Consider the following 19568-nt stretch of genomic DNA (forward strand, 5'->3'; position numbering starts at 1 on the left):
TTCAGCGGGGGCTCTGGAGTGATCGACATGGCGTTACTGAGCGTAATCCGGCGCTGGCATTTTCGGGATCAGCTATCGATCCGGGAGATATGCCGCAGGACGGGCTTATCCCGGAATACCATCCGCAAATATCTGCGTGCCGGCGGCGTTGAACCCAAGTTCAATGTCCCGGAGCGGCCGAGCAAGCTTGATCCATTCGCGGATCGGCTATCAGCGTGGCTGAAGACTGAATCGAAAAAGAGCCGCAAGCAGAAGCGGACAATGAAGCAATTGCATTCTGATCTGGTGAGCCTCGGCTATAATGGTTCCTACTGCCGCGTTGCAGCCTTTGCTCGAGAATGGAAATCGGACCGACAGAGAGAACTCCAGACGACAGGACGTGGCACGTTTGTCCCCCTGGCATTTGAACCGGGTGAGGCGTTCCAGTTCGACTGGTCTGAGGATTGGGCCATCATTGGCAATGAACGCACCAAGCTGCAGGTGGCACATACAAAGCTGAGCTACAGCCGTGCCTTTATTGTCCGGGCCTATCTGCTGCAAACCCACGAGATGCTGTTCGATGCGCACAATCATGCGTTCCGCGTCTTCGGTGGAATTCCTGGCCGTGGCATCTACGACAACATGCGCACAGCGATCGACAAGGTTGGCCGTGGAAAAGAGCGTGACGTCAATGTCCGCTTCATGGCGATGGCCAGCCACTACCTGTTCGAGCCCGAGTTTTGCAATCCGGCTTCAGGTTGGGAGAAGGGGCAAGTCGAGAAGAACGTTCAGGATGCGCGTCATCGCTTCTTTCAACCGATCCCGCGCTTTCCATCATTGGAAGCCTTGAATGATTGGCTTGAGCTTCGGTGCAAGGAGTTCTGGGCAAAGACACCACATGGTCAGGTACGCGGCACCATTGCCGACATCTGGGCTGAGGAGGCTCTGGCTCTCATGCCTGTTTCCAGGCCGTTCGATGGCTTTGTCGAATACACAAAGCGTGTCACGCCGACCTGCCTCGTGCATCTTGAGCGCAACCGCTACAGCGTCCCGGCCTCTTTCGCTAATCGGCCGGTAAGCCTTCGGGTCTATCCGGATCGTGTCGTTATAGCAGCGGAAGGTCAGATCGTCTGCGAGCATCACCGCGTCATCGATCGTTCCCATGACCGCCCGGGACAGACCATCTACGACTGGCGGCACTATCTGGCTGTCGTACAGCGCAAACCCGGCGCTCTTCGCAATGGTGCTCCGTTCGCCGAGCTACCGGACGCATTCAAGAACCTGCAGCAATACCTGCTCAAGAAGCCGGGTGGAGACAGGGAGATGGTCGATATTCTGGCGCTTGTTCTTCAGCACGATGAGCAAGCAGTCCTGTCGGCCGTCGACATGGCGCTGAAGTCCGGGGTTCCGACCAAGACTCACGTGTTGAATCTGCTGCATCGCCTTGTCGATGGCAAATCCTTCACGCCGCCGACGCTCGACGCACCCCAGGCACTGGTGCTCACCAATGAGCCTAAGGCCAATGTCGAACGCTACGACACCTTGAGAAAGACGGAGGTTCGTCATGCGTCATAACCCAGCAAGCGGTGCCATTGTCATCATGCTACGGCAATTGAAGATGCACGGCATGGCTCAAGCCGTCGGAGAGCTGACAGAACAGGGAGCGCCGGCGTTTGAAGCTGCCATTCCGATCCTGTCACAGCTTCTGAAAGCGGAAACGGCTGAACGAGAGGTGCGATCGACGGCCTACCAGCTCAAGATCGCACGCTTTCCTGCATACCGCGATCTGAACGGCTTCGACTTCGCCAGCAGCGAGATCAACGAGGCGCTAGTGCAACAGCTCCACCGCTGCGAATTCCTCGATGACGCCAACAACATTGTCCTGGTTGGCGGCCCCGGCACGGGCAAGACGCACATTGCCACGGCGATCGGTGTCCAGGCCATCGAGCATCACCACAAGCGGGTTCGGTTCTTCTCGACCGTCGAACTGGTCAACGCACTGGAACAGGAAAAGGCACAAGGTCGCTCCGGGCAGATCGCCAATCGCCTCGTTCACTCCGATCTCGTGATCCTCGACGAGCTGGGATACCTGCCGTTCAGCGCTTCAGGTGGCGCGCTGCTCTTCCATCTGCTGAGCAAGCTTTATGAGCGCACCAGCGTTATCATCACGACCAATCTCAGCTTCAGCGAATGGGCCAGCGTGTTCGGCGATGCAAAGATGACAACCGCGCTGCTCGACCGGCTCACCCATCATTGCCATATCCTGGAAACTGGCAATGACAGCTTCCGCTTCAAAAACAGTTCCGCACATGAACCCAAAACGGCAAAGGAGAAACGCAAGAGCTTGACCACCAAGACCGACACGAACGATACCTAAAAGGCGGGTCACTTCTCAGTGCAAATCCCGGGTCAACTCTCAGCGCAAATCAACAACCTGGGCAGGGTTCTGCAAGAACACCCCCGACTTCGGCCCCGTGTTCGCCGGCATGACCATGACCGCCAACGAGAAGATCAGGCCGTTCAACGATCGCATGCCGGTTTTGCTCAATCCGGACGAATACGACCGCTGGCTTCATGGCCCGATCGAGGACGTCATCGCCTTCCAGTTCCGCGAGCCGCCGCCATCCGATGACTTCGAAATCCTGCATACGCGTGACCGCTGGCAAAGCGGCGTTTCGCCCTCCAAGGCTTCACCGCGTCGGGACAACATGCTTATGTAACCGAGGTCTCGTGCTCGGTTTCCAGTCGAAAGGTCTGCAGAATGTGCAACTTGTACACCGTCCGTCTGTCCGCTGCGGAAGTCGCCGCACACTTCCGCGTGCCGAACCCGATGCAGTCCAACGCACCGGAGGAAGTGTATCCGGGCACGCCGGGGATGGTGGTGACGGAGAATGAGGGCGTTCGCGAGCTTCGCTCGATGGTCTGGGGATTCCCGTTGCGCCTGAAAGGCATGAAGCCGGAGGCCAAACCAAAGCCGGTCAACAACATCGCTGACCTTTCGAAGGGGATGTGGATCGGTCTTGCCAGAAAGCCGCAATGGCGGTGCCTGATCCCCGTGACCGGCTTCGCCGAAGCCGAGGGTGAAAAGGGCAGGATGACCCGTACCTGGTTCGCTGAAGGACCAGCCGGTGTTCGCCTGGGCAGGGCTCTGGCGGATTAGCGACGAGTGGGGTCCGGTCTACTCCGGGGTCATGACGGACGCCAATGAGGCTATTCAACCCGTGCACAACCGGATGCCCGTCTTGTTACATCCCGATGAGTACGAACAATGGCTTCACGGGAGCTTCGAGGAGGCGCTGGCATTTCAGAAGCGGACATTTCCGCCCGAGCTGGTGACGATGGAGCGGACCAGCGAGCTGTGGGCGAAAAAGAAGTCTGCGCCTGGTGCGCCGCTGCTCCTTTGACGCCGGCCTATTTTCAAAAACTGTCACCCCATCAGCTTAGGCCGTGTTTCTCACTGTGCACCGGTTACAACCCGCTGCGTTATAATTGTTGGATTGGCGCGCGTCGACCACGAGAGATCTACATTAAGTTCCTGAGTTTGCAGCTTAACCGTAGCATTCGACGGTCGACGGTTCGAACTGGTTCAAGGCGATGGGAGAGACCCCGAAAGCGGCCTTCCATCGGACGACGTTTAACCAGACGAGCGCTGTTATTGGTCGGCAGCGAAATCGGTCGAGACCGAGACGGTGCGCCATTCGGAGAGGATGGACCGCCGAGGGCGACCGAAAACAGGTTGGGGTGTTCCCGAACCGCTCGGTGATCGCCTTTGGATTGCGGGCGGTGGCGACGACGGCGTCGCCTTAAGCAAGAGCGCGTGTGGTGACGAGGGCGCCAAAGCCGCGGGAGGCGCCGGTGATGAACCAGATTTTCATGAGGATGTTCCTTGATGTTCGGCGAGATATGGGAGGGCGTCTGGCCACAGCGATGTCGGGATGGCCACCGGGGTGGGAAAGGTTCACGGCAGGACTTCGGCGAGTTCGATCAGGTTGCCAAACGGATCGCAGAAGAAGGCGAGGCGGCGGCTGATTGCCGTCGCTGAGCTTCACGGCCTTGTCGCTGCCGCCGGATGAACAAACCAGCGCCCAACGCGGGTCGCCATGCCGTCAAGATAAGTCAGGACAACCGGCACAAACACCAGCGTAAGCACCGTCGAGGATATCAATCCACCAATCACCGCATGGGCCATCGGAGCACGCTGCTCGCCGCCTTCGCCCAGGCCCAATGCCATCGGCAACATGCCGAAGATCATCGCAAGCGTGGTCATCACAATCGGCCTCAACCTGACCGCTCCGGCATCGGCGAGACTCTGGCGCAGATCCGTGCCTTCCCGCACTCCCAGATTGGAATAGTCAACGAGAAGGATCGCATTCTTGGTAACTAGCCCCATCAGCATGATGAACCCGATCATCGAGAACATGTTGAGCGTCGATCCCGTGAATAGGAGGCCGAGCAAAACGCCGATCAAGGAGAGGGGCAATGTCATCATGATGGCGATCGGCTGGATGAATGAGCCGAACTGGGAAGCCAGGATGATGTAGATGAAGATGACCGCCAGCACCAGGGACTGAAGCGCATAACCGGTGCTCTCCGCAAGGTTCTCGGCATCTCCGCCGAAGGAGATGCGATAGCCGATAGGAATGTCCATCTTGGCGATGGCGGCATTCAGGTCCGCCGTTACGTCACCTAACGCTCTGCCTTCGATATTACTTGATATACGAACCTCGCGAGACAGATCTTTACGGGTGATTGCATTGGGCGCCGTGCTCTCGACGACATCGGCGACTTGGTCCAGCAGGACGGTTATCGGCTTGCCATCCTCGTCCGTGCGGCCGGTGGAAATTGTGAGATTGCGAAGTTGCGACGCATCTCGTCGGCCGGTCGCCGGCAGGCGCACCATGACGTCTTACGACTCACCGTCGGGCGCGTTCCAGACTGAGATTGCGTCGCCGGCGACGAGCGGCCGAAGCGTGTCGCCGATCGTCGCAATCGACACCCCCAGATCGCTTGCCGCTTCGCGACGCACTCGGACGGCGAGGGTGGGTCGGACATTTTCGATCGACGACTCGATTTCCGTTGCGCCCCGGATGGCAGCGAGCGCCGAGGTGATCTGATCCGAAATTCGTCGCAGTTCCTCGTCGCCATCCCCCAGGATCGAGAGCTGCAGCGGCTTTGATGATCCTCCCACTCCCGCCGACTGACCGACAGAGATCTTAAGGCCAGCGATCCGCGAGAGGCGTTGGCGGATCGGCTCGATGGTTTCCGACGTGGTCAGCGTCCGATCGATGCTGGGCACAAGCTGCACGGCCACCATGGCCTCGTTGAACCCGCGGGCGCCGCCGGAATTGATAGTCGAATACGTCGAAGCGACATAATGGAATTCCCGCAGCGCTCGTTCGACCTGGCCGACCTTGGCGGCCATGTAATCGAGAGATGCGCCTTCGTTGGCTTCGAGCGATATGCTCACTTCACCCTGATCGGCCGGCGGCAGGAATTCGGCTCCGATGCGGGGAACGAGCAGCAGGCTCGCAACGAACATGCCGACGACCATCGCAATTGTTGTTTTCCGATGGTCGAATGTCCAGTGAATGACAGAGCGATATCGGTCCGCAAGGCCGTCGAACCGTCGGTCGAACCGTTCCACCAAACGGCCGAGGAGTCCTCGCTTGGCACCTTTTTGGGATTGAGGATCGTACCAGACACTCGAAAGCATGGGATCAAGCGTGAAGGACACGAAAAGAGAAATCATCACGGCCGCGGCGACAGTCACGCCGAACTGCAGGAAGAAGCGGCCGATCAGTCCCCCCATGAATGCGACAGGCAGGAACACGGCGACGATGCATAGCGTCGTCGCCAATACGGCGAGGCCGATCTCGTTGGTGCCGTCGAGCGCCGCCCTGACATGGCCCTTGCCCATCTGGAGATGGCGAGTGATGTTCTCGCGCACGACGATCGCGTCGTCGATGAGAATACCGATCGACAGCGACAGGGCCATCAGCGTCATTGTATTCAGGGTGAACCCCAGAGCATGGATGACGGCGAATGTGCCGATGACGGAAATCGGGAGCGTAAGCCCGGTGATGACGGTGGATCGCCACGAGTTCAGAAACAAGAACACGATTAGCACGGTTAGGACGCCACCTTCGATCAGCGTCCGCTGTACCTCGGAAACCTGTGCGGCAATCGGGCGGGAGTTGTCCCGGGTGATGGTGAGCTGGACATTCTCTTTTGCGAGTTCTGCATTCAACGCGGAAATTTCATTGCGAAGCGCAGACGCCACCGCGACCGTGTTCGCCCCCTGGACCTTGACGATGTCCAACCCAAGCGACGTGACGCCCTGATAGGTCGCGCGGCTTGTCACTTCCGCGCCTGTATCGAGAACGGTCGCTACATCTGAAAGGTAAACGGGATAGCCGCCGCTTTGGCTGACGATGATGCTGTTGAAGCTCGAGGAATCCGCTATGCGCCCTTCGACCGTCACGATCCGCTGATTGATGCCCGAAATGAGCGTCCCCGCCGCACGATCCTGATTTTCGCGGCGGATCGCGTCCATCACGGAGACGACGCTTACACCATATGCCTCGAGGCGATCAGGATCTACGACCACGAGAACCTGCCGCTCGCTGCCGCCAACGAGCGAAATCTGACCGACGCCCGAAATGACGTTCAGACTGTTGGTGATGACACGGTTGGCAAGCGTCGTGATTTCGGACAACGTTCGGCTGGACGAGGATGCCGCCACGGAGAGAATTGGTTCGTCGTCCGGATTGAAGCGTGTGACATGGGGGGTGTCCACGCCGTCAGGGAAGGTCGCATCAAGCCGTGCAACCCTGTCGCGCACCTCCTGCGCCGCCACCTGTGCATCCACGTCGAGTTCGAACTGAACGACGACGATGGAGCGCCCTTCGTAAGACTCCGACGTTATCGTGTCGATCCCACCAATGGTATTCAGCGACGATTCAATCGGTCGTGAGACCTCGCTCTCCACCGATGCCGGAGATGCACCGGTATAGGTGGTTGCGACCACCACGATCGGCAGGTCGGTTTCCGGATACAAGTCCACGCCGAGACGGCTGTACGAAAACAAGCCGAGCACGAGAACCGTTACCATCATCATGGTGGCGAAGACGGGATGCTTGACGCTGATGCGAGTGAGGAACATCGGTCAACTGCCCTCAACGGCCACTGGCGTGCCCGCAACAAGATCGCGCAACGGGGCTGTGACCACTACATCGCCTTCCTTGATGCCCGATACCTCAACGAGATCACGGTCGGTCCAACTCGTACCGAGCTCCACGGATTGTCTGCGCAAGACGCCATCTTCCACCTTGAGGACGAACGAGCCTCCCGTATCATGCCGGATCGAAGCAGTCGGAAGGGCGATGACATCCTTCTGATCGTCGATTTTAAGAACCCCCGTCGTGAACATGCCGCCCCGCAGCAGACCCTGTACGTTATCGATGGCAATAAAGACACGCACCGCCCGAGATCCGGCAACGGCCGTTGGCGAAATACGGACGACCTGGCCTGTGAACGTCCGTCCCGGAAAGCCTTCAACGGCCAGGTCGACGGGCTGCTTAAGCCGTACAAGCGGAATGCGGCTTGTGGGAACTCCCGCATCGACCTCCATCTGGCTGAGATCCACTATGGTCATGAGGTCGGTGTTCAGCGCGACTGTTTGTCCTTGTTCCACTGGACGAGCGGCAACCATGCCGTTGAACTCGGCTCGCAGCTCTCCATAGGCGAGAGACCGCTCAGCATCCGCGACCTCAGCCTGTTTGGCCCTCAACTGGGCTTGAAGCTTGAGAAGATTTGCCCTTGCTTCCAGCCGGGTCGCCTCTGACGCAGCACCGCGCTCGCCAAGGGTGATGTTTCTTTCGAGCACCACCTCCGCGAGCTCGATCTGGGCGTTGAGGGCGTCGATTTCAGCCCTTTTGGCGGTGACTGCCGATTCAAGTCCTTCCGTATCAAAGCGGACAAGCAGATCGCCTTTCGTGACGACATTTCCAATCTGTACCGGAAGCTCTATGATCGTGGAGGAGACACGTGAAGTAAGCGTTGAGCGGCGAATTGGGGTTAGAGATCCAGCAATGCGGACCTCGTTCGCGACGTCCTGACGAACAGCTTTGCTCACGTCAGCTTGGGCGAGCTCAATTTGAGTTGATTGTTTGTCCTGCCCAACGGCAGTTCCAGCCGGAGCGAGACTTGATATTGCTATCGCGATAGCCGCCGCAAATCTCTTATGGTTCCACCGAATAATAATCGTCATCGCATTTCATCCACGGTTCAGCGCCCGAAAAGGTAAGGTCCTGCTAAATTTAAAGCTGTATCCATACTGGGTTGTTGAACGAATAGTCCGGCGTCGGCTGAAAACATTGCTTGATCTTCAATCTTTGCACGTACGACCTCCAGCTCTCTCATGCGGACGTGTTTCCGAAGACACTGTGAGCGGTCGTATGGCATTTTTGAGACGAAGCCCCGATCCGGTCGATACGACCACGAGGCGAGTCGGAGGCTCCGCACGGTAGGCAGCATCGGTCGCTAATCTCAGATAACTGATTGAACACGTGATATTTTCGTCGTCGACATGAGCAAGCTGACGGTCGATCACAATTATTTTATCAAACTCGTCCTACTCGTTTCAGTTGACCATACTTAAGTTGAGCCGTGAGAGTTAGTTTGGCGAACGTGACCTACTTTCCGATCAGTGACTGACGGAGACGATATTGATCCACCAGACCAGCAGACCTGCCTACCAGGCGTTGAAACGCAAAATTGTCGACGGAGAACTTCCGTTTGGTGCGCCTATCACGGTCAGGGCGCTCGAATCTGAGCTAGGGTTCAGCGCAATTCCAATCAGAGAGGCTTTGATCGCGCTGGCGGCAGAAGATCTGATAGACTTTTATCCGGGACGGGGCTTCTTCAACAAACGACTTGATGCAGAAAGCATCGCGTTACGCCTTGAGTTCCTCCAAAATCTTCTTCTGGCGAGTGCTGCTACGCTTCCCCACGGCCGAAAGAACCTTGTTCGGAAACGGCTGCTTGACGATGGTATAAGGCTCCGCGAACCTGCGAATAGCGTGTTTGAGAGTGTAAAGTTGATTACGGATATCATTGACACCTACTTCGCCCACCCGACAGCCATATTCACTCGTACAGCAATCGCACAATGCGCGCGTTACCTTGTGATCGACGGAGAAAAGCACGGGCCCGAGGGAGAGATTGGAAAGGCAGCCTTTTCATACTTGTGGCTAGCTTCCAGCCGGCAACCCGTGCCGCTGACGGAAAGGCTTCAGATTTTTTTTGAAGTTCGGAAGCAGAGAATGGCAGATACTATTCAAGCGGTCAAAGAACGTGACCTCCTGGCGGGTCACCCAATGGTTTTTTCTGGCGCTTCCTTCTGACTACCAGGATGTCGTGAATTGCAGGAAGCCCGGCAAGCCGGTAAATTCTCCATGTTCTCGGAAGAATCGCGATACCATCTTTATCGAGGCGACATTTCCGGCATGTACTGTTGCCTTGCATGCAGCCGGTCCGCGCTTATACATTTCTTCAAACAACGCTGCTAGAAGGACATGCCCAATGCCTTGCTTTCGATGATCGAAATGCACGCCCGACTGGACTTCCCAAGTAGCCCGAGCGCCCTTTCGGGCGATCGCAAATCCGGCAAGCCGATATTCGAGCTCGGCGACGTAGAGAATGATCGAGGCCGGATCGGAAACTAGTTCTGTGAAATAGGCGTCTACTGTTGCAACGATGACTTTTAGATCGGGGCGAGACGGCGAGTAGTCAAAAAAGCCCCTGGACTCATAGACCGCGACGATGTCCTCCTTATCTGAGGATCGCGGTTGTCTAATTATCAAGCTATCCATAGTTCGGCTTAAACCCAGCGAAACCGTGAAAACTCGTCGCTCAGAACGAAGTCAATCGTGTCCCGGGCAAACCGTGCGGTAGCGACTTTAACTTCTCGGGACATTGCGACGTTTTCACAAAGGAACTCGATATTATTGATCTCCTTCCGCAGGAGACCATTCTTCAATTCGCCTTCGCTGAACTCTTTGTTGCACTCCTCGCGATATCCTCTCACGAAGCTCCTAAAGGTCTGGTCCTCCTCTTCGTTGTTATCGGCTCGAAGCGCCCAAATAAAGGTCGCGATGTCATAAGCCAGGGCTTCAAATTTCATGAACTCAAAGTCAAATAGAACCGCCGTGTTCTCTCTCATGATGGCGTTACCGAGCCACGCATCGCCATGGCAGATACCCACCTCTGCCTCCGGATTGACTTCGAAGGTGTTCGCCAATTCTGTAAGATCGTGCAAGACTGTCTGGAGTACTGGATCTACTCGCTTTTTTCTGGTCGACACATTTCGTGGGATGGGCAGATCCGCGGATACTTGATGTAGCTGGCCGAGGGAGCGGCCGAAAGCCTTAGCGTCACTAGGGACAGGTGCCAATGATGAGCCCACGATAGCGCGATTTACCAATGCGTTATATTCTACCTCGTTGACCTTGACTGGCCCCCAGATCTGCCGACCATCTACCTCTACGATTTCACAGCACGGCACCCCCATAGAGTACAACTTCTTCAATGCTGCTGCTTCGGCTTCCAGATCGCTCTTCGAGTGCAGTGAGGCTGGTGAAAACCTGAAAAATACGTCCTGATGGTCGACCATCGCGCGGAGGTTTTTGTTTACCCCGTCAGTGACCATTTGAACCTGGGTTGGATCCACCTGTAACCACCGTCCGATAATGGTTTGAAAATCTGTCAAGCGAGATTCCATCTGATAAACTTCTCGGCCGCGTAAAGAACTGACAGGACGGGCGAGTATGGATTTTTTTTGTCCGAGATATCTCCGATACCATCCATGCTGATTGCGTCTGGTTTGAGAATTCCCACATCGATTAGACGTGAATGGCCAGGACATGAATGACGTCATCAATGTTAGTGCGAAGAGAATAGTCCGAAGCTCCTTCCAAGGTCTCTTTGTCGTATTCTCCAAAGATGTCATTGTCGCCTAAAAGTGCCTTGACGGCCCGTTGAAGCGAGGCTTTCTCGTGGCGCTCGTCCACCGTTGCCGAAAGCAGCGCCGCCGCCAGTTTCTCGTCAAAAAGCGGAAATACGGGCCAAAACCCACGAGATAGCAAGAGCGGTGCTCGTTTTATTACTGCCAGTCGCGCAGATTTTCCAAGGTAGCCGGCATCCAACTCGCCAATGAATCCATCGTTCAAGGCTTGCACAGCCTCCGGCGTGAAAATCTCCTCATAGACCAGCTCAATTCTTGAGAGATCGGCTTCGGTGACGCCTCTCAGCTTATCCTGACGCACTTCGTCCGTTTCCAAAGCTGGGAAGAGCTCGTCGCCTCCATATCCGCCTGTGATGACGTTGCATCCTTGCTCCTGAGCAATCTGCCATATTCGCGTGAATGAGCGCTCGTATTCTTCCGACAGCAAATAGCGGCTCTCAAGGTCTTGCTCCGACAACTCAAAAGTCGGCAAATGGTTACGGACATCTATCAAAAAGTCTCGGCAGCCCAAGGCCCTGATCACTTTGTTTCGGCGTTTTGTTTGAGATGCTCGTTCATGGCCGAAGCCGATATCGATGCCCAGGGTTATTCCTCTCCCCTGCCAAGCGCGAAAAGCTGCCAAGGCGACAAACGATGAATCTATCCCACCACTAAGCTCAACGGCAACTTTATCTTCGGGCTGGGCTCTTTTGGTAAGAAAGGCCGCGACATGATCGGCGATAAACTCTGCGGCGTCTTCGCGATCGATCTCGTCAACGAGCTCTTCACCTTGGAGTTGCGAAATTGATACTCGTGAACCATCCCATAACAACTCCGTTCGAGGAGGGAGGGATTGGACATTTAAGAACGGCGTCCGATAGGTATAAACCGGATCCACTATAGATCGGCAAAGGAATTGGAAATCTAGCGGCTTATATGGAACTGCCTGTGCAAGACGGTGGCTATCCCAATCTAAGTGGAGGAAATCGCCGGTCTGGTAGAAATATACCGGCGCAACGCCGTTACCATTTGACAACAGCCTTAAGTTAAATCCGTATTCATTGTGTTGCACTTCGAGGAGGAGAACCTCACCATCGAACTCCTCGAAGAATTTATAGGCGTCGGATAAGCCTGTGAGCGAGTATGCATGACCTGAGATTTTCTCTGCTACGACTATCGCCCATGCCGCTGGCTCTTGAATCAATCGATAGACAACGTTGCAGTGCTCTAGCGGCTCAATGCGGCCAGCCTGTGGAGACGAGTTAGGGAGCTCGCGAACCGTACGAGCTGAAAGTGTCCCGCGCAACATTCACGAGCTCCCCTAGCTTTAGTACCGGTAACGGGCGCTGTCACCCCGGACGAGGAACTTGGTTGCACGACCGGTAGCACGAGGGGCATTCAGCTTGATAAGGCGAACTTTCATAGCAGTTTCCTTTCTCTTTTGCCGGAATTGGCAATTCAGATGTTTGCACGCTTTCGGGTATATGCAACTTATAAGGGATTTATAAGATAAATATAATCTGTAGCTGCCGCCGGACCTCCTCAGGCACTTGGTCGCTCTACAAACAATTTGGTCTCGTGTGGGCTCGGCATCGCTGTTGCGGGGCTTCGAAGTTCTACCACCTGGTCGCCCCGTTGAATGCTACTCAGTCTATGGGTAATCGCTATTATGGTCATATCACTGCCGACCAGCCTCAATTGGCCCATAATCTCCGTTTCCGTTGTATCGTCCAAAGCCGAACTTGCCTCATCGAGCAGCAATATTGAGGGTGAACCGTAAAGTGCCCGCGCTATGGCGATCCGTTGTCGTTCTCCGCCCGATAACTTTAGCCCCCGCTCCCCTACCGTCGTTTCAAAACCTTCAGGCATCTCTTCAATTCGGGAGAGAATGGCCGCTTTTCGGGCGGCTTCCTTCAGGCGTTTCTCGTCGAGGGGTCGTCCCATGGTGATATTCGTCTTCAAGCTGTCGTTCAGAAGAAGAACCTCCTGGGGGACGATTCCTGTCTTCGCGAACCAAGCTGCGCGCGGGATCTCATGGAGGTTCTTGCCATCGATGCGGATAGCTCCTGCGTCCGGCTCGATCGCTTTGAGGAGGAGTTTGAGGAGCGTCGATTTCCCCGATCCCGTTTCCCCCGTTATGAACGTGATGGTTCCCCGTTCTGCTTTGAACGATATATTGGCTGCGCCACGTCCGTTCGGATAGTTGTAGCTGACCTCTCGAAATTCGACAGTCCCCTGCTTTAGCATAAGGGGCTCTCGATCGTCCGCGTCCTCCTCCTCTGGCGCCGACCAAATACGCGCCAGTGGTCGCATCTTGGCGATCGCTCTGAGTGTTTCATCAATTGATTGTCCGATGAGCTCAAATGGAACATTCAGCTGCAGGAGGAGAGTATTGAAGAGAACAATATCGCCGATAGACAGCGTGCCTGCCTCGTATCGAGGCATCAGCAGAAAAAAGGTTATTCCGAATTGTAGCGTGATGGAAGCGCCGACCAAGCCGGCAAAACCGATGCGCCGGACTGCGTAGGCCCGCCAATTAAGAAACACCGACTCTGCGCTGTGGGTAAAGCGATCCTTCATCCACACAGCGCTTCCGGCTTGTCGAAGAGGTTCGATCACGCTGATCGCATTCCCCACATACCGTGCGTTCGCCTGATCAGCGTCAATGGCTGCTTCCATGTGTCGCCGGCTAACGCGGTTCGAAATCACGATCAAAGTCAAGAAAATCATACCGTAGGTCAGCACGACCAGAACGATCTGCAGGTTGATCACTGCCCCTAGCATAGCGATTGTGAAGCCAAACGAGGCTGCCCCAGGCAGAAAGGCAATGAACGCGACCTGAACAAGCATGGTGATCGCCTGTGTGCCTTGAGACTGAGCTGACTGAATTTCTGAAGGATTATGGTCGACGAAGAAGCTAGGTCGTTTAGCAATCAACCGCTCAAAAAAACTTCGGGAAGCCAAAAATCCCAAGCGTTCAGCTTGAATGACAGCAAGATACTGTGTTCCTCGCTGAAAGGTGACCGAAATACCCAAAAGGATTGCGTAAACCCAAAAGGCTTGAACCCATTGACCAGTTGGGGCGCCGGCGGCCAACACGTCTAGCTGACGTGAGAAATAAAAGGGGACGAGTACTGAGAGCGCAGAGCCGGTCAAAATTGACGCTAACAGTATTATGATTGAAAGCTTCGAACCGGAAAAATATTCTTTAAGAATATGTCGGAGGGGCTTAATCGCCATTTCCATTGTCACCTCTCTTGCTCGTCACAGCGCGCCACGGTGTCGCCCGTGTCTGGTGGACCCGGTAGGGTTGTAGATCAGGCAGTTGAGTCGTTAGCGCATCAGATCCTGCAGGTCTATATCTGACAAAGACCGGCTGCAGCAGATCAGCATTGTCAAAGACCTCCCATAACGGGTCGTGCGTTATTGATCGGGATCTTGGGAGCCGGCTCCCTCGGTGTCGATATCCAGCAACGCCGCGCCATTCACGTTGACGATATTGGGTACCTCGTCTTAACTGAACCGAGCGGCAAAAACGCCTCTCAACTGATGCGCCTGAGCCGCGTTTTTCGACTATTGGACGAAGAAGGAGGCCGCACTAAATGCCCTTGGATGACGATGGCTGTGGCATCTGCGACGAATGCCTGGAACCATGACCGACGACGGCGAGAAACCTCCATCGCTTCAGGCGGCATTCGAAGATGCGCTAGCGAAATTGCCGGACGGCTGTTTCGACGGATATTTTGGTAAGCGGTTATGGGGCGTGACCGTTAAGCGGTCGCGGGATGGCAAACGGACCTGGCTGTATGGCGAGGAGCTTAGCGGAAGCGATATCGTCAGCTTTAGCCTCTATCGACTGGCTGGGCCTGGGTTGCTACTGAAGCCGTGCGAATTGTCCTCCGCCAAAGTGATCGAATTCGTTATCGGTCTCGAGCCCAGTGCAGCGCCAATTTGGAAATATACAGGAGGGTTTCTGCATCGTGCATATTGAGACCGAACAACATGGTGAGATGTCGGGTCAAATCGACGCCAATGAGGAGATGGACCACTACGTCGGAACCTTGCGATACAGGATCTTCGAGGTCGGCCTCATCTCCGGTCCCAGTGTAGAGGCTGTGAGGGCTCAGTTTCGAGCCATCTGTGAAATGACCGATACAGGAGGCATGGTTCGTAACGGCATAATTATGACGGGCTATCACAACCCTGATTTTAGCGGTGACATATTGCGCGTGGACGGCGAAATTCTCGGCGAATGGACTTCAGATGATGAAGAGTGGTGCCATTTCACCGCAGTCGACACCGTTGAGGTCACCCTCAGCGCGCCATCACCTTGGATGCTGCATGACTCGATCGCGACTTGGATGAACTGCGACGGTGACACAACTGAGGCTTACCCAACGTCTGCCTAATTCGCCGGCACCCGCTCGACCACTGTAAGCTGCCCTGTTCCGCCGGCTCTCCAGATTTCGAGACGATCGTGGATCCGTACGGCTCGCGGGCGAAATGATCAGCGCATCATTGGGTAATGGACCGGCCAACTCCCCGGCTTCATCCCAGGGCGCCCGCATCCAACTGTCCGTCTCTTCCTTCGTCAGCAACAGGACCGGCATGGCCACCCCCGTTGATTGTCGGCTTCCACGAGTAACTTTTGCCATGACTTGCCTCCCAAAGTGTTGGTTGCAGATGTACTCGCTGCGGCATCAATCCGGGTCGCGCAGAAGGTCGCAGGAATTGCGAATGACCCGGTAGGAGCCGAGCTTTTGTATGATCGCCTTCATATCGCGAAGATCCGTATCGTCCTGCCGGTTGCCATCATGGCGGGGCAGGTGAGCTGTGGATTGTTCCAGGCGCCGCGGACTGCGTGCCACAAGAAGTTGCGCAAGCGATGGCGCCGCGGCGCAAGCATCGCGATGATCTGTGAAGGCAGAACCCGAATTGCCATGACCCCCTCCGGACAAGACATAGGTAAGACTTCTTGAAGGCGTATCGTCTGACGGCTATCTATAAATCGAGGTTGCTCGACCGCAGATCGTTGCCGAACGACCAATTCTACCCAGACGCTCCAGCCATTTTAGCGTACTTTTTACTTGCAAAGCGTTGAGCGAGCATTCCCCAGAATGCAACCGAAAGTTAAGGCCGCAACCGACGTCGGCATCACCAAGGGCTGTACAGCCTGATCACTCGGCACCGCGGCCAGCGTCATAAGTGCCGGGCGCATTCAGAAGCACGTCCTCATCTCGATCGACAAGTTTCTGCAGATCTGCCCAGAAACGTTGCGCACGCCGATCGTCCGACAGGAAGCCACCAAGGAAGGGAAGCGATCAGAACGTGGTCCGCGTCGAACTCTTCGTTCGAAATCCCCTTCGGCTTCAAAGTTCGGATCCCATCGGAGCGCGCTAACTTCCGTTCCTTTGGAGGTGGTCCGATGACGACGATGAAGTCAGATGCCACCCGGCCAGATCGATCAAAGCGTCAACCGGATAGGGCTTTTGCAACCAACCGATCGGCGACGCTGCCGCACCTCTTGCGCGTTTCGGCGTTAGCATGGGCGGAGGCGAAGATCGATCGGAGGTCGAGGGTAGCATGGAGATGTCATGGCCCCCGAGCTTCTGAAGCAAGCAGGAGCCGCGTACGAGGGGTTCACGGAAGTTGCCTGCGTGTCAGTACGTACCAGTATCAATTACCGGAAGTCGTTGCACGAGAGCGCCAGTCAGTGGGCTCGCGGTTGGCGATACAAGAAGCCGAGACACGAGATTTTCGAGCGCGCTTCTGCCTTGCAGGTCCAATGCTTTCCCGAGCATGTCCAAAAGCTTGTTCTTGTTGTCGTATAGAAGGAGAAGTTGCTCGAAGTCCCGAGCTGCCAAGACGCCCTGATATTTTGAGTGAAAATCAGAATAGATCGAGGAGGGGTCGGTTTTAGCCGTAAGCTCAGCGTAAATGCGCGACAACTCATTGATGTTCTTCGCTTTCGCGCCGACTGATTTACCGGATTGCCAGATAACATTGCTGGTGTGTCTCAGGCTAACGCGGTCCGCGTCGCGTCCTGCGGCTTCAAAGACGTCACTCGTCAGCGTGTCAAAGCGGCGCGTCGCCTCACGTTTGTCGAACTTGAGTTCCTCGGCCAACGCAAAGAAAACTTCGGGCGCGAGAAGCAAGTTTTCGACCTCGTGAACGGGAAGTGTAAAAATCCCCTCCTCAAGAGCACCGTCCGCCGCTGGATCGCGATTGTCGCGATCCACCAAACCGGCACAATGCAGCCAATGCAACTCCTCCTGCTTGCGGAAGCTGCGGACAAACTGGATCACCTGGCCGCAAGATCCGGACGGGATGACGGTGAAATTGCCATAGATCGCCCTATAGATCGTCTCGTCCAGGCCGCCTTGTTTCCCTTCAACAAACAGGATTGGTTTGCGGCTTCCGACCATCCGCACAAGAAGATCGCGCGGGAGCTCAGTCGCCGAGGGCAAGGGCTCGATCGTCCACATTGCCGGCGTGTCCTCCTCAAGCCGAGTTCGTGTGCGAACAAGCACCTCCTTATAGGTCGCCGGCACATAGTTTAGAACGGCATATAGTTGAGCGCTGCGACGGGACGCCGCGAAATCGATGTCATGTGTCACCATAGAGAAAAGAGCAGTCCGGTCGGGCGCGCTCGACAAGGTCCCATTACCGCATAAGCAGCGAGCGGTTCATGTGCAGTTCGGGTTCGTCAACAATCAGAAGGCTATCGGTCTCGATCGGTAGGACCTGACCGAGAATATAGAGAACAAGCCTCTCTCCATCGCTCATCGCGGACGCTTCGTATGACTCGCCATCGCCATCGAGCCTGACCGCCCGGACGGTGGCTTCCGAAAACAGAAGGCTTTGGCTGGGGATCAACTCATGCCAAAGCTCTTGAAGTCTGTCGATCACGGTAACCGGTCGAATGGAATTTTTCCGCCCCTTCGATTTTTCGTGCGCAAGTTCCAGTGCCCGGAGGCGTTCGGCAAAGAGGGCGACAAGTACTTCATCGTAATTATGCTCCATTGATCCCGGCGAGGCCTGGACGCGCCGGCTGTCACGGCGAAGCAAGCCAACGGCTCGTTCGTACCTCTCCGAAAAAACTTCATCCGGGAGCTCAAGTGAGCGTTGTGCCCCGATACGATAAGAGGCTCCTGTCTCCTCAAGATTATCGATGTGGATGCCAAGGCGACTCTTTCCAGTACCGTTAGGTCCGAGGAGGATGATAGGCCTTCCAGGAGCAGGCTCGATGCTGCATTCACCAGTCGGCGTGAGGATACCAATAGACATGGATTGCTCTGGTTTTCGGTGTGACAAGCAACCCATACCCCGCAAGCAAGCGTGCAGGAGCTACGTAGCGTAACTATCTCCGCGATTTTTGCACCGGGGTTGGGAGCCGATCGTCAATTTCTGACCGCGCCTTTGAAAACTTGATTCAACGCTGTGCAACAATATGAAGCAGGCGCCACCATGACGCCTGCTCATGGCTTCAATCATCCATCTCGAGAGTGCGATATTCGCCGCTCTCACTGTCGTAGACTTCCACTTCAACGGATCCACCGGAACGTTGAATGCTTTGGACGTCAACGTCGCGGTATTCACCGGACCCGTGGTCGTAGATCTCAATAGTCTGGCCGGATCTAACAAGATTACCTTTACCGATCTCGACTGAGGCCCCCGTTTCGTTATCGACGCCATCCCAGCCAAGGCAAATATTGCTCGAGGCGAAAAACATTCCAATCAGTGCAAGAGTTCTCAATGGCAATGGTAGCCCCCGGTCTTGTGATTGGTATGGCACCCGTTCCCGTCAGTTCCGCCGCCGTGTGCGGTAGCCGAACTTGCTGATAGCGTAAAGGCAAGAAAGAGCGAATAGATTAATTTCATAAGACCCCCCTGGACGGCAACAGGTGTTCACTCCGCTGAAGTAAAGCGGCGTTGCCGTGCGAAATTTGCTTCCACCCGATGGATGTTTAACCGCTGATGCGTCTCTTAGTCGAGAGTAGGGTCGGACCTTTTCTGCACTTTTAGTTGTATATCCACTAGTATCATTAACCGATTGCTGGTTGCGGAACCTGAATCAGCCCGAGCGCCTGCGATGACCGGACGAATACGCGCGCTCTCTTAAGCCGAACCCTGGTCGGCGATCCATCCCTGGTGGACAAGGCGTTTGCCGGGGCGCGGGCTGGGATGGCATCGTGCGCTATCCCAGGGGCGGCCGCGACCATCGCGGGCGTGCATATTCCCGCGGAGAGCAAGGTGCTGATCGGCTACCAGCGAAGTTGTTCGATCGAAGCCATTTCGACGACCCGGAAATTCCACATCGGACGCGCCGTAAAGCCGCACCTGGCGTTCTCCTACGGGCCGCACTACCGCATCGGCTTGGCGCTCGCCAGCCTGGAACTCAAGGTGGTGTTCGGTACGATCTTCAGCGGTTCCCCACGCTGCGCCTGGTCGTGGCGCTGGAAGAACTCAAGTTGCGCAAGGAGATCATCAATGGCGGGTTCGAGGAGTTCCCGGTGCTCTGGTGATGCGCGGACACCACCGGGTTCCGTGATCTTTTCCGCAATTTGCCGGCCCGCCTGGCGCGCTG

The 19568-nt window shown here is 55.8% G+C and carries 15 protein-coding genes and 5 pseudogenes; 8 read left to right on the forward strand and 12 right to left on the reverse strand.

The genetic code is table 11. From position 1 onward, the window contains the following. Positions 1–27 precede the first annotated feature (27 nt). From istA to J2J99_RS29405, 4 genes and pseudogenes are all read left to right on the forward strand, one after another. A complete protein-coding gene (gene istA / locus J2J99_RS29390; protein WP_168302455.1) occupies positions 28–1554 on the forward strand; it encodes an IS21 family transposase in 1527 nt (508 codons plus the stop codon). Continuing rightward, positions 1544–2356 (forward strand): IS21-like element helper ATPase IstB, encoded by an 813-nt coding sequence (gene istB, locus J2J99_RS29395; protein ID WP_168302456.1) that lies wholly within the window; start codon positions 1544–1546, stop codon positions 2354–2356. Before istA ends, istB begins: the two co-directional genes overlap by 11 nt. A gap of 109 nt (positions 2357–2465) precedes the next feature. Next, positions 2466–2699: an SOS response-associated peptidase gene (locus J2J99_RS29400; protein WP_246735475.1), complete on the forward strand. Its 234-nt coding sequence runs from the start codon at positions 2466–2468 to the stop codon at positions 2697–2699. Positions 2700–2740: 41 nt separating this feature from the next. Further along, a pseudogene (locus J2J99_RS29405) lies at positions 2741–3383 on the forward strand (SOS response-associated peptidase). Between the two features lie 313 nt (positions 3384–3696). Here J2J99_RS29405 and J2J99_RS29410 read toward each other — a convergent pair. From J2J99_RS29410 to J2J99_RS29420, 3 genes and pseudogenes are all read right to left on the reverse strand, one after another. Then, positions 3697–3854, reverse strand: a pseudogene (locus tag J2J99_RS29410) (short-chain dehydrogenase/reductase); the annotation flags it as partial. Between the two features lie 170 nt (positions 3855–4024). Next, positions 4025–7141 (reverse strand): annotated as a pseudogene (locus tag J2J99_RS29415) (efflux RND transporter permease subunit). Positions 7142–7144: 3 nt separating this feature from the next. Next, on the reverse strand, positions 7145–8248 hold the full coding sequence (locus J2J99_RS29420; RefSeq protein WP_168302280.1) for an efflux RND transporter periplasmic adaptor subunit: 1104 nt from the start codon (positions 8246–8248) through the stop codon (positions 7145–7147). A gap of 457 nt (positions 8249–8705) precedes the next feature. Between J2J99_RS29420 and J2J99_RS29425 the strand changes: the two genes are divergently transcribed. Further along, positions 8706–9383: a GntR family transcriptional regulator gene (locus tag J2J99_RS29425; RefSeq protein ID WP_168302281.1), complete on the forward strand. Its 678-nt coding sequence runs from the start codon at positions 8706–8708 to the stop codon at positions 9381–9383. Here the strand turns inward: J2J99_RS29425 and J2J99_RS29430 are convergent, their stop codons facing one another. The 4 genes from J2J99_RS29430 to J2J99_RS29445 form a co-directional block, all read right to left on the reverse strand. After that, positions 9384–9851, reverse strand: a complete 468-nt coding sequence (locus tag J2J99_RS29430; RefSeq protein ID WP_168302282.1) for a GNAT family N-acetyltransferase — start codon at positions 9849–9851, stop codon at positions 9384–9386. It lies immediately after the preceding gene. Positions 9852–9859: 8 nt separating this feature from the next. After that, positions 9860–10747 (reverse strand): phosphotransferase enzyme family protein, encoded by an 888-nt coding sequence (locus tag J2J99_RS29435; protein ID WP_168302283.1) that lies wholly within the window; start codon positions 10745–10747, stop codon positions 9860–9862. A gap of 133 nt (positions 10748–10880) precedes the next feature. Further along, positions 10881–12290, reverse strand: coding sequence for an asparagine synthase-related protein (locus J2J99_RS29440; RefSeq protein ID WP_168302284.1), 1410 nt, complete (start codon positions 12288–12290; stop codon positions 10881–10883). Between the two features lie 233 nt (positions 12291–12523). Continuing rightward, positions 12524–14227, reverse strand: coding sequence for an ABC transporter ATP-binding protein (locus J2J99_RS29445; RefSeq protein ID WP_168302285.1), 1704 nt, complete (start codon positions 14225–14227; stop codon positions 12524–12526). Positions 14228–14621: 394 nt separating this feature from the next. On the opposite strand from J2J99_RS29445, the gene J2J99_RS29450 reads away from it, so the two are divergent. Further along, entirely contained in the window at positions 14622–14972 is a 351-nt protein-coding gene (locus J2J99_RS29450; RefSeq protein ID WP_168302286.1) for a hypothetical protein, read from the forward strand. Then, entirely contained in the window at positions 14962–15390 is a 429-nt protein-coding gene (locus tag J2J99_RS29455; RefSeq protein WP_168302287.1) for a hypothetical protein, read from the forward strand. Before J2J99_RS29450 ends, J2J99_RS29455 begins: the two co-directional genes overlap by 11 nt. Before the next feature lie 25 nt (positions 15391–15415). Here J2J99_RS29455 and J2J99_RS29460 read toward each other — a convergent pair. The 5 genes and pseudogenes from J2J99_RS29460 to J2J99_RS29480 form a co-directional block, all read right to left on the reverse strand. Next, a pseudogene (locus J2J99_RS29460) lies at positions 15416–15594 on the reverse strand (SOS response-associated peptidase); the annotation flags it as partial. 1047 nt (positions 15595–16641) lie between these two features. Continuing rightward, entirely contained in the window at positions 16642–17466 is an 825-nt protein-coding gene (locus J2J99_RS29465; protein ID WP_168302288.1) for a DUF4435 domain-containing protein, read from the reverse strand. 178 nt (positions 17467–17644) lie between these two features. Further along, on the reverse strand, positions 17645–18268 hold the full coding sequence (locus J2J99_RS29470) for an ATP-binding protein (RefSeq protein WP_168302289.1): 624 nt from the start codon (positions 18266–18268) through the stop codon (positions 17645–17647). A 199-nt stretch (positions 18269–18467) separates the two neighbouring features. Next, the gene (locus J2J99_RS29475) at positions 18468–18743 is read right to left on the reverse strand and encodes a DUF5334 family protein (RefSeq protein WP_244604864.1); all 276 of its coding nucleotides are present in this window, start codon (positions 18741–18743) and stop codon (positions 18468–18470) included. Then, positions 18734–18862, reverse strand: a complete 129-nt coding sequence (locus J2J99_RS29480; RefSeq protein WP_127431506.1) for a YHYH domain-containing protein — start codon at positions 18860–18862, stop codon at positions 18734–18736. Before J2J99_RS29480 ends, J2J99_RS29475 begins: the two co-directional genes overlap by 10 nt. Positions 18863–19111: 249 nt before the next feature. Here J2J99_RS29480 and J2J99_RS29485 point away from each other — a divergent pair. Then, positions 19112–19506, forward strand: a pseudogene (locus J2J99_RS29485) (cytochrome P450); the annotation flags it as partial. Positions 19507–19568 lie beyond the last annotated feature (62 nt).

It is taken from the genome of Rhizobium binae (assembly GCF_017357225.1).
Classification (GTDB): Bacteria; Pseudomonadota; Alphaproteobacteria; order Rhizobiales; family Rhizobiaceae; genus Rhizobium; species Rhizobium binae.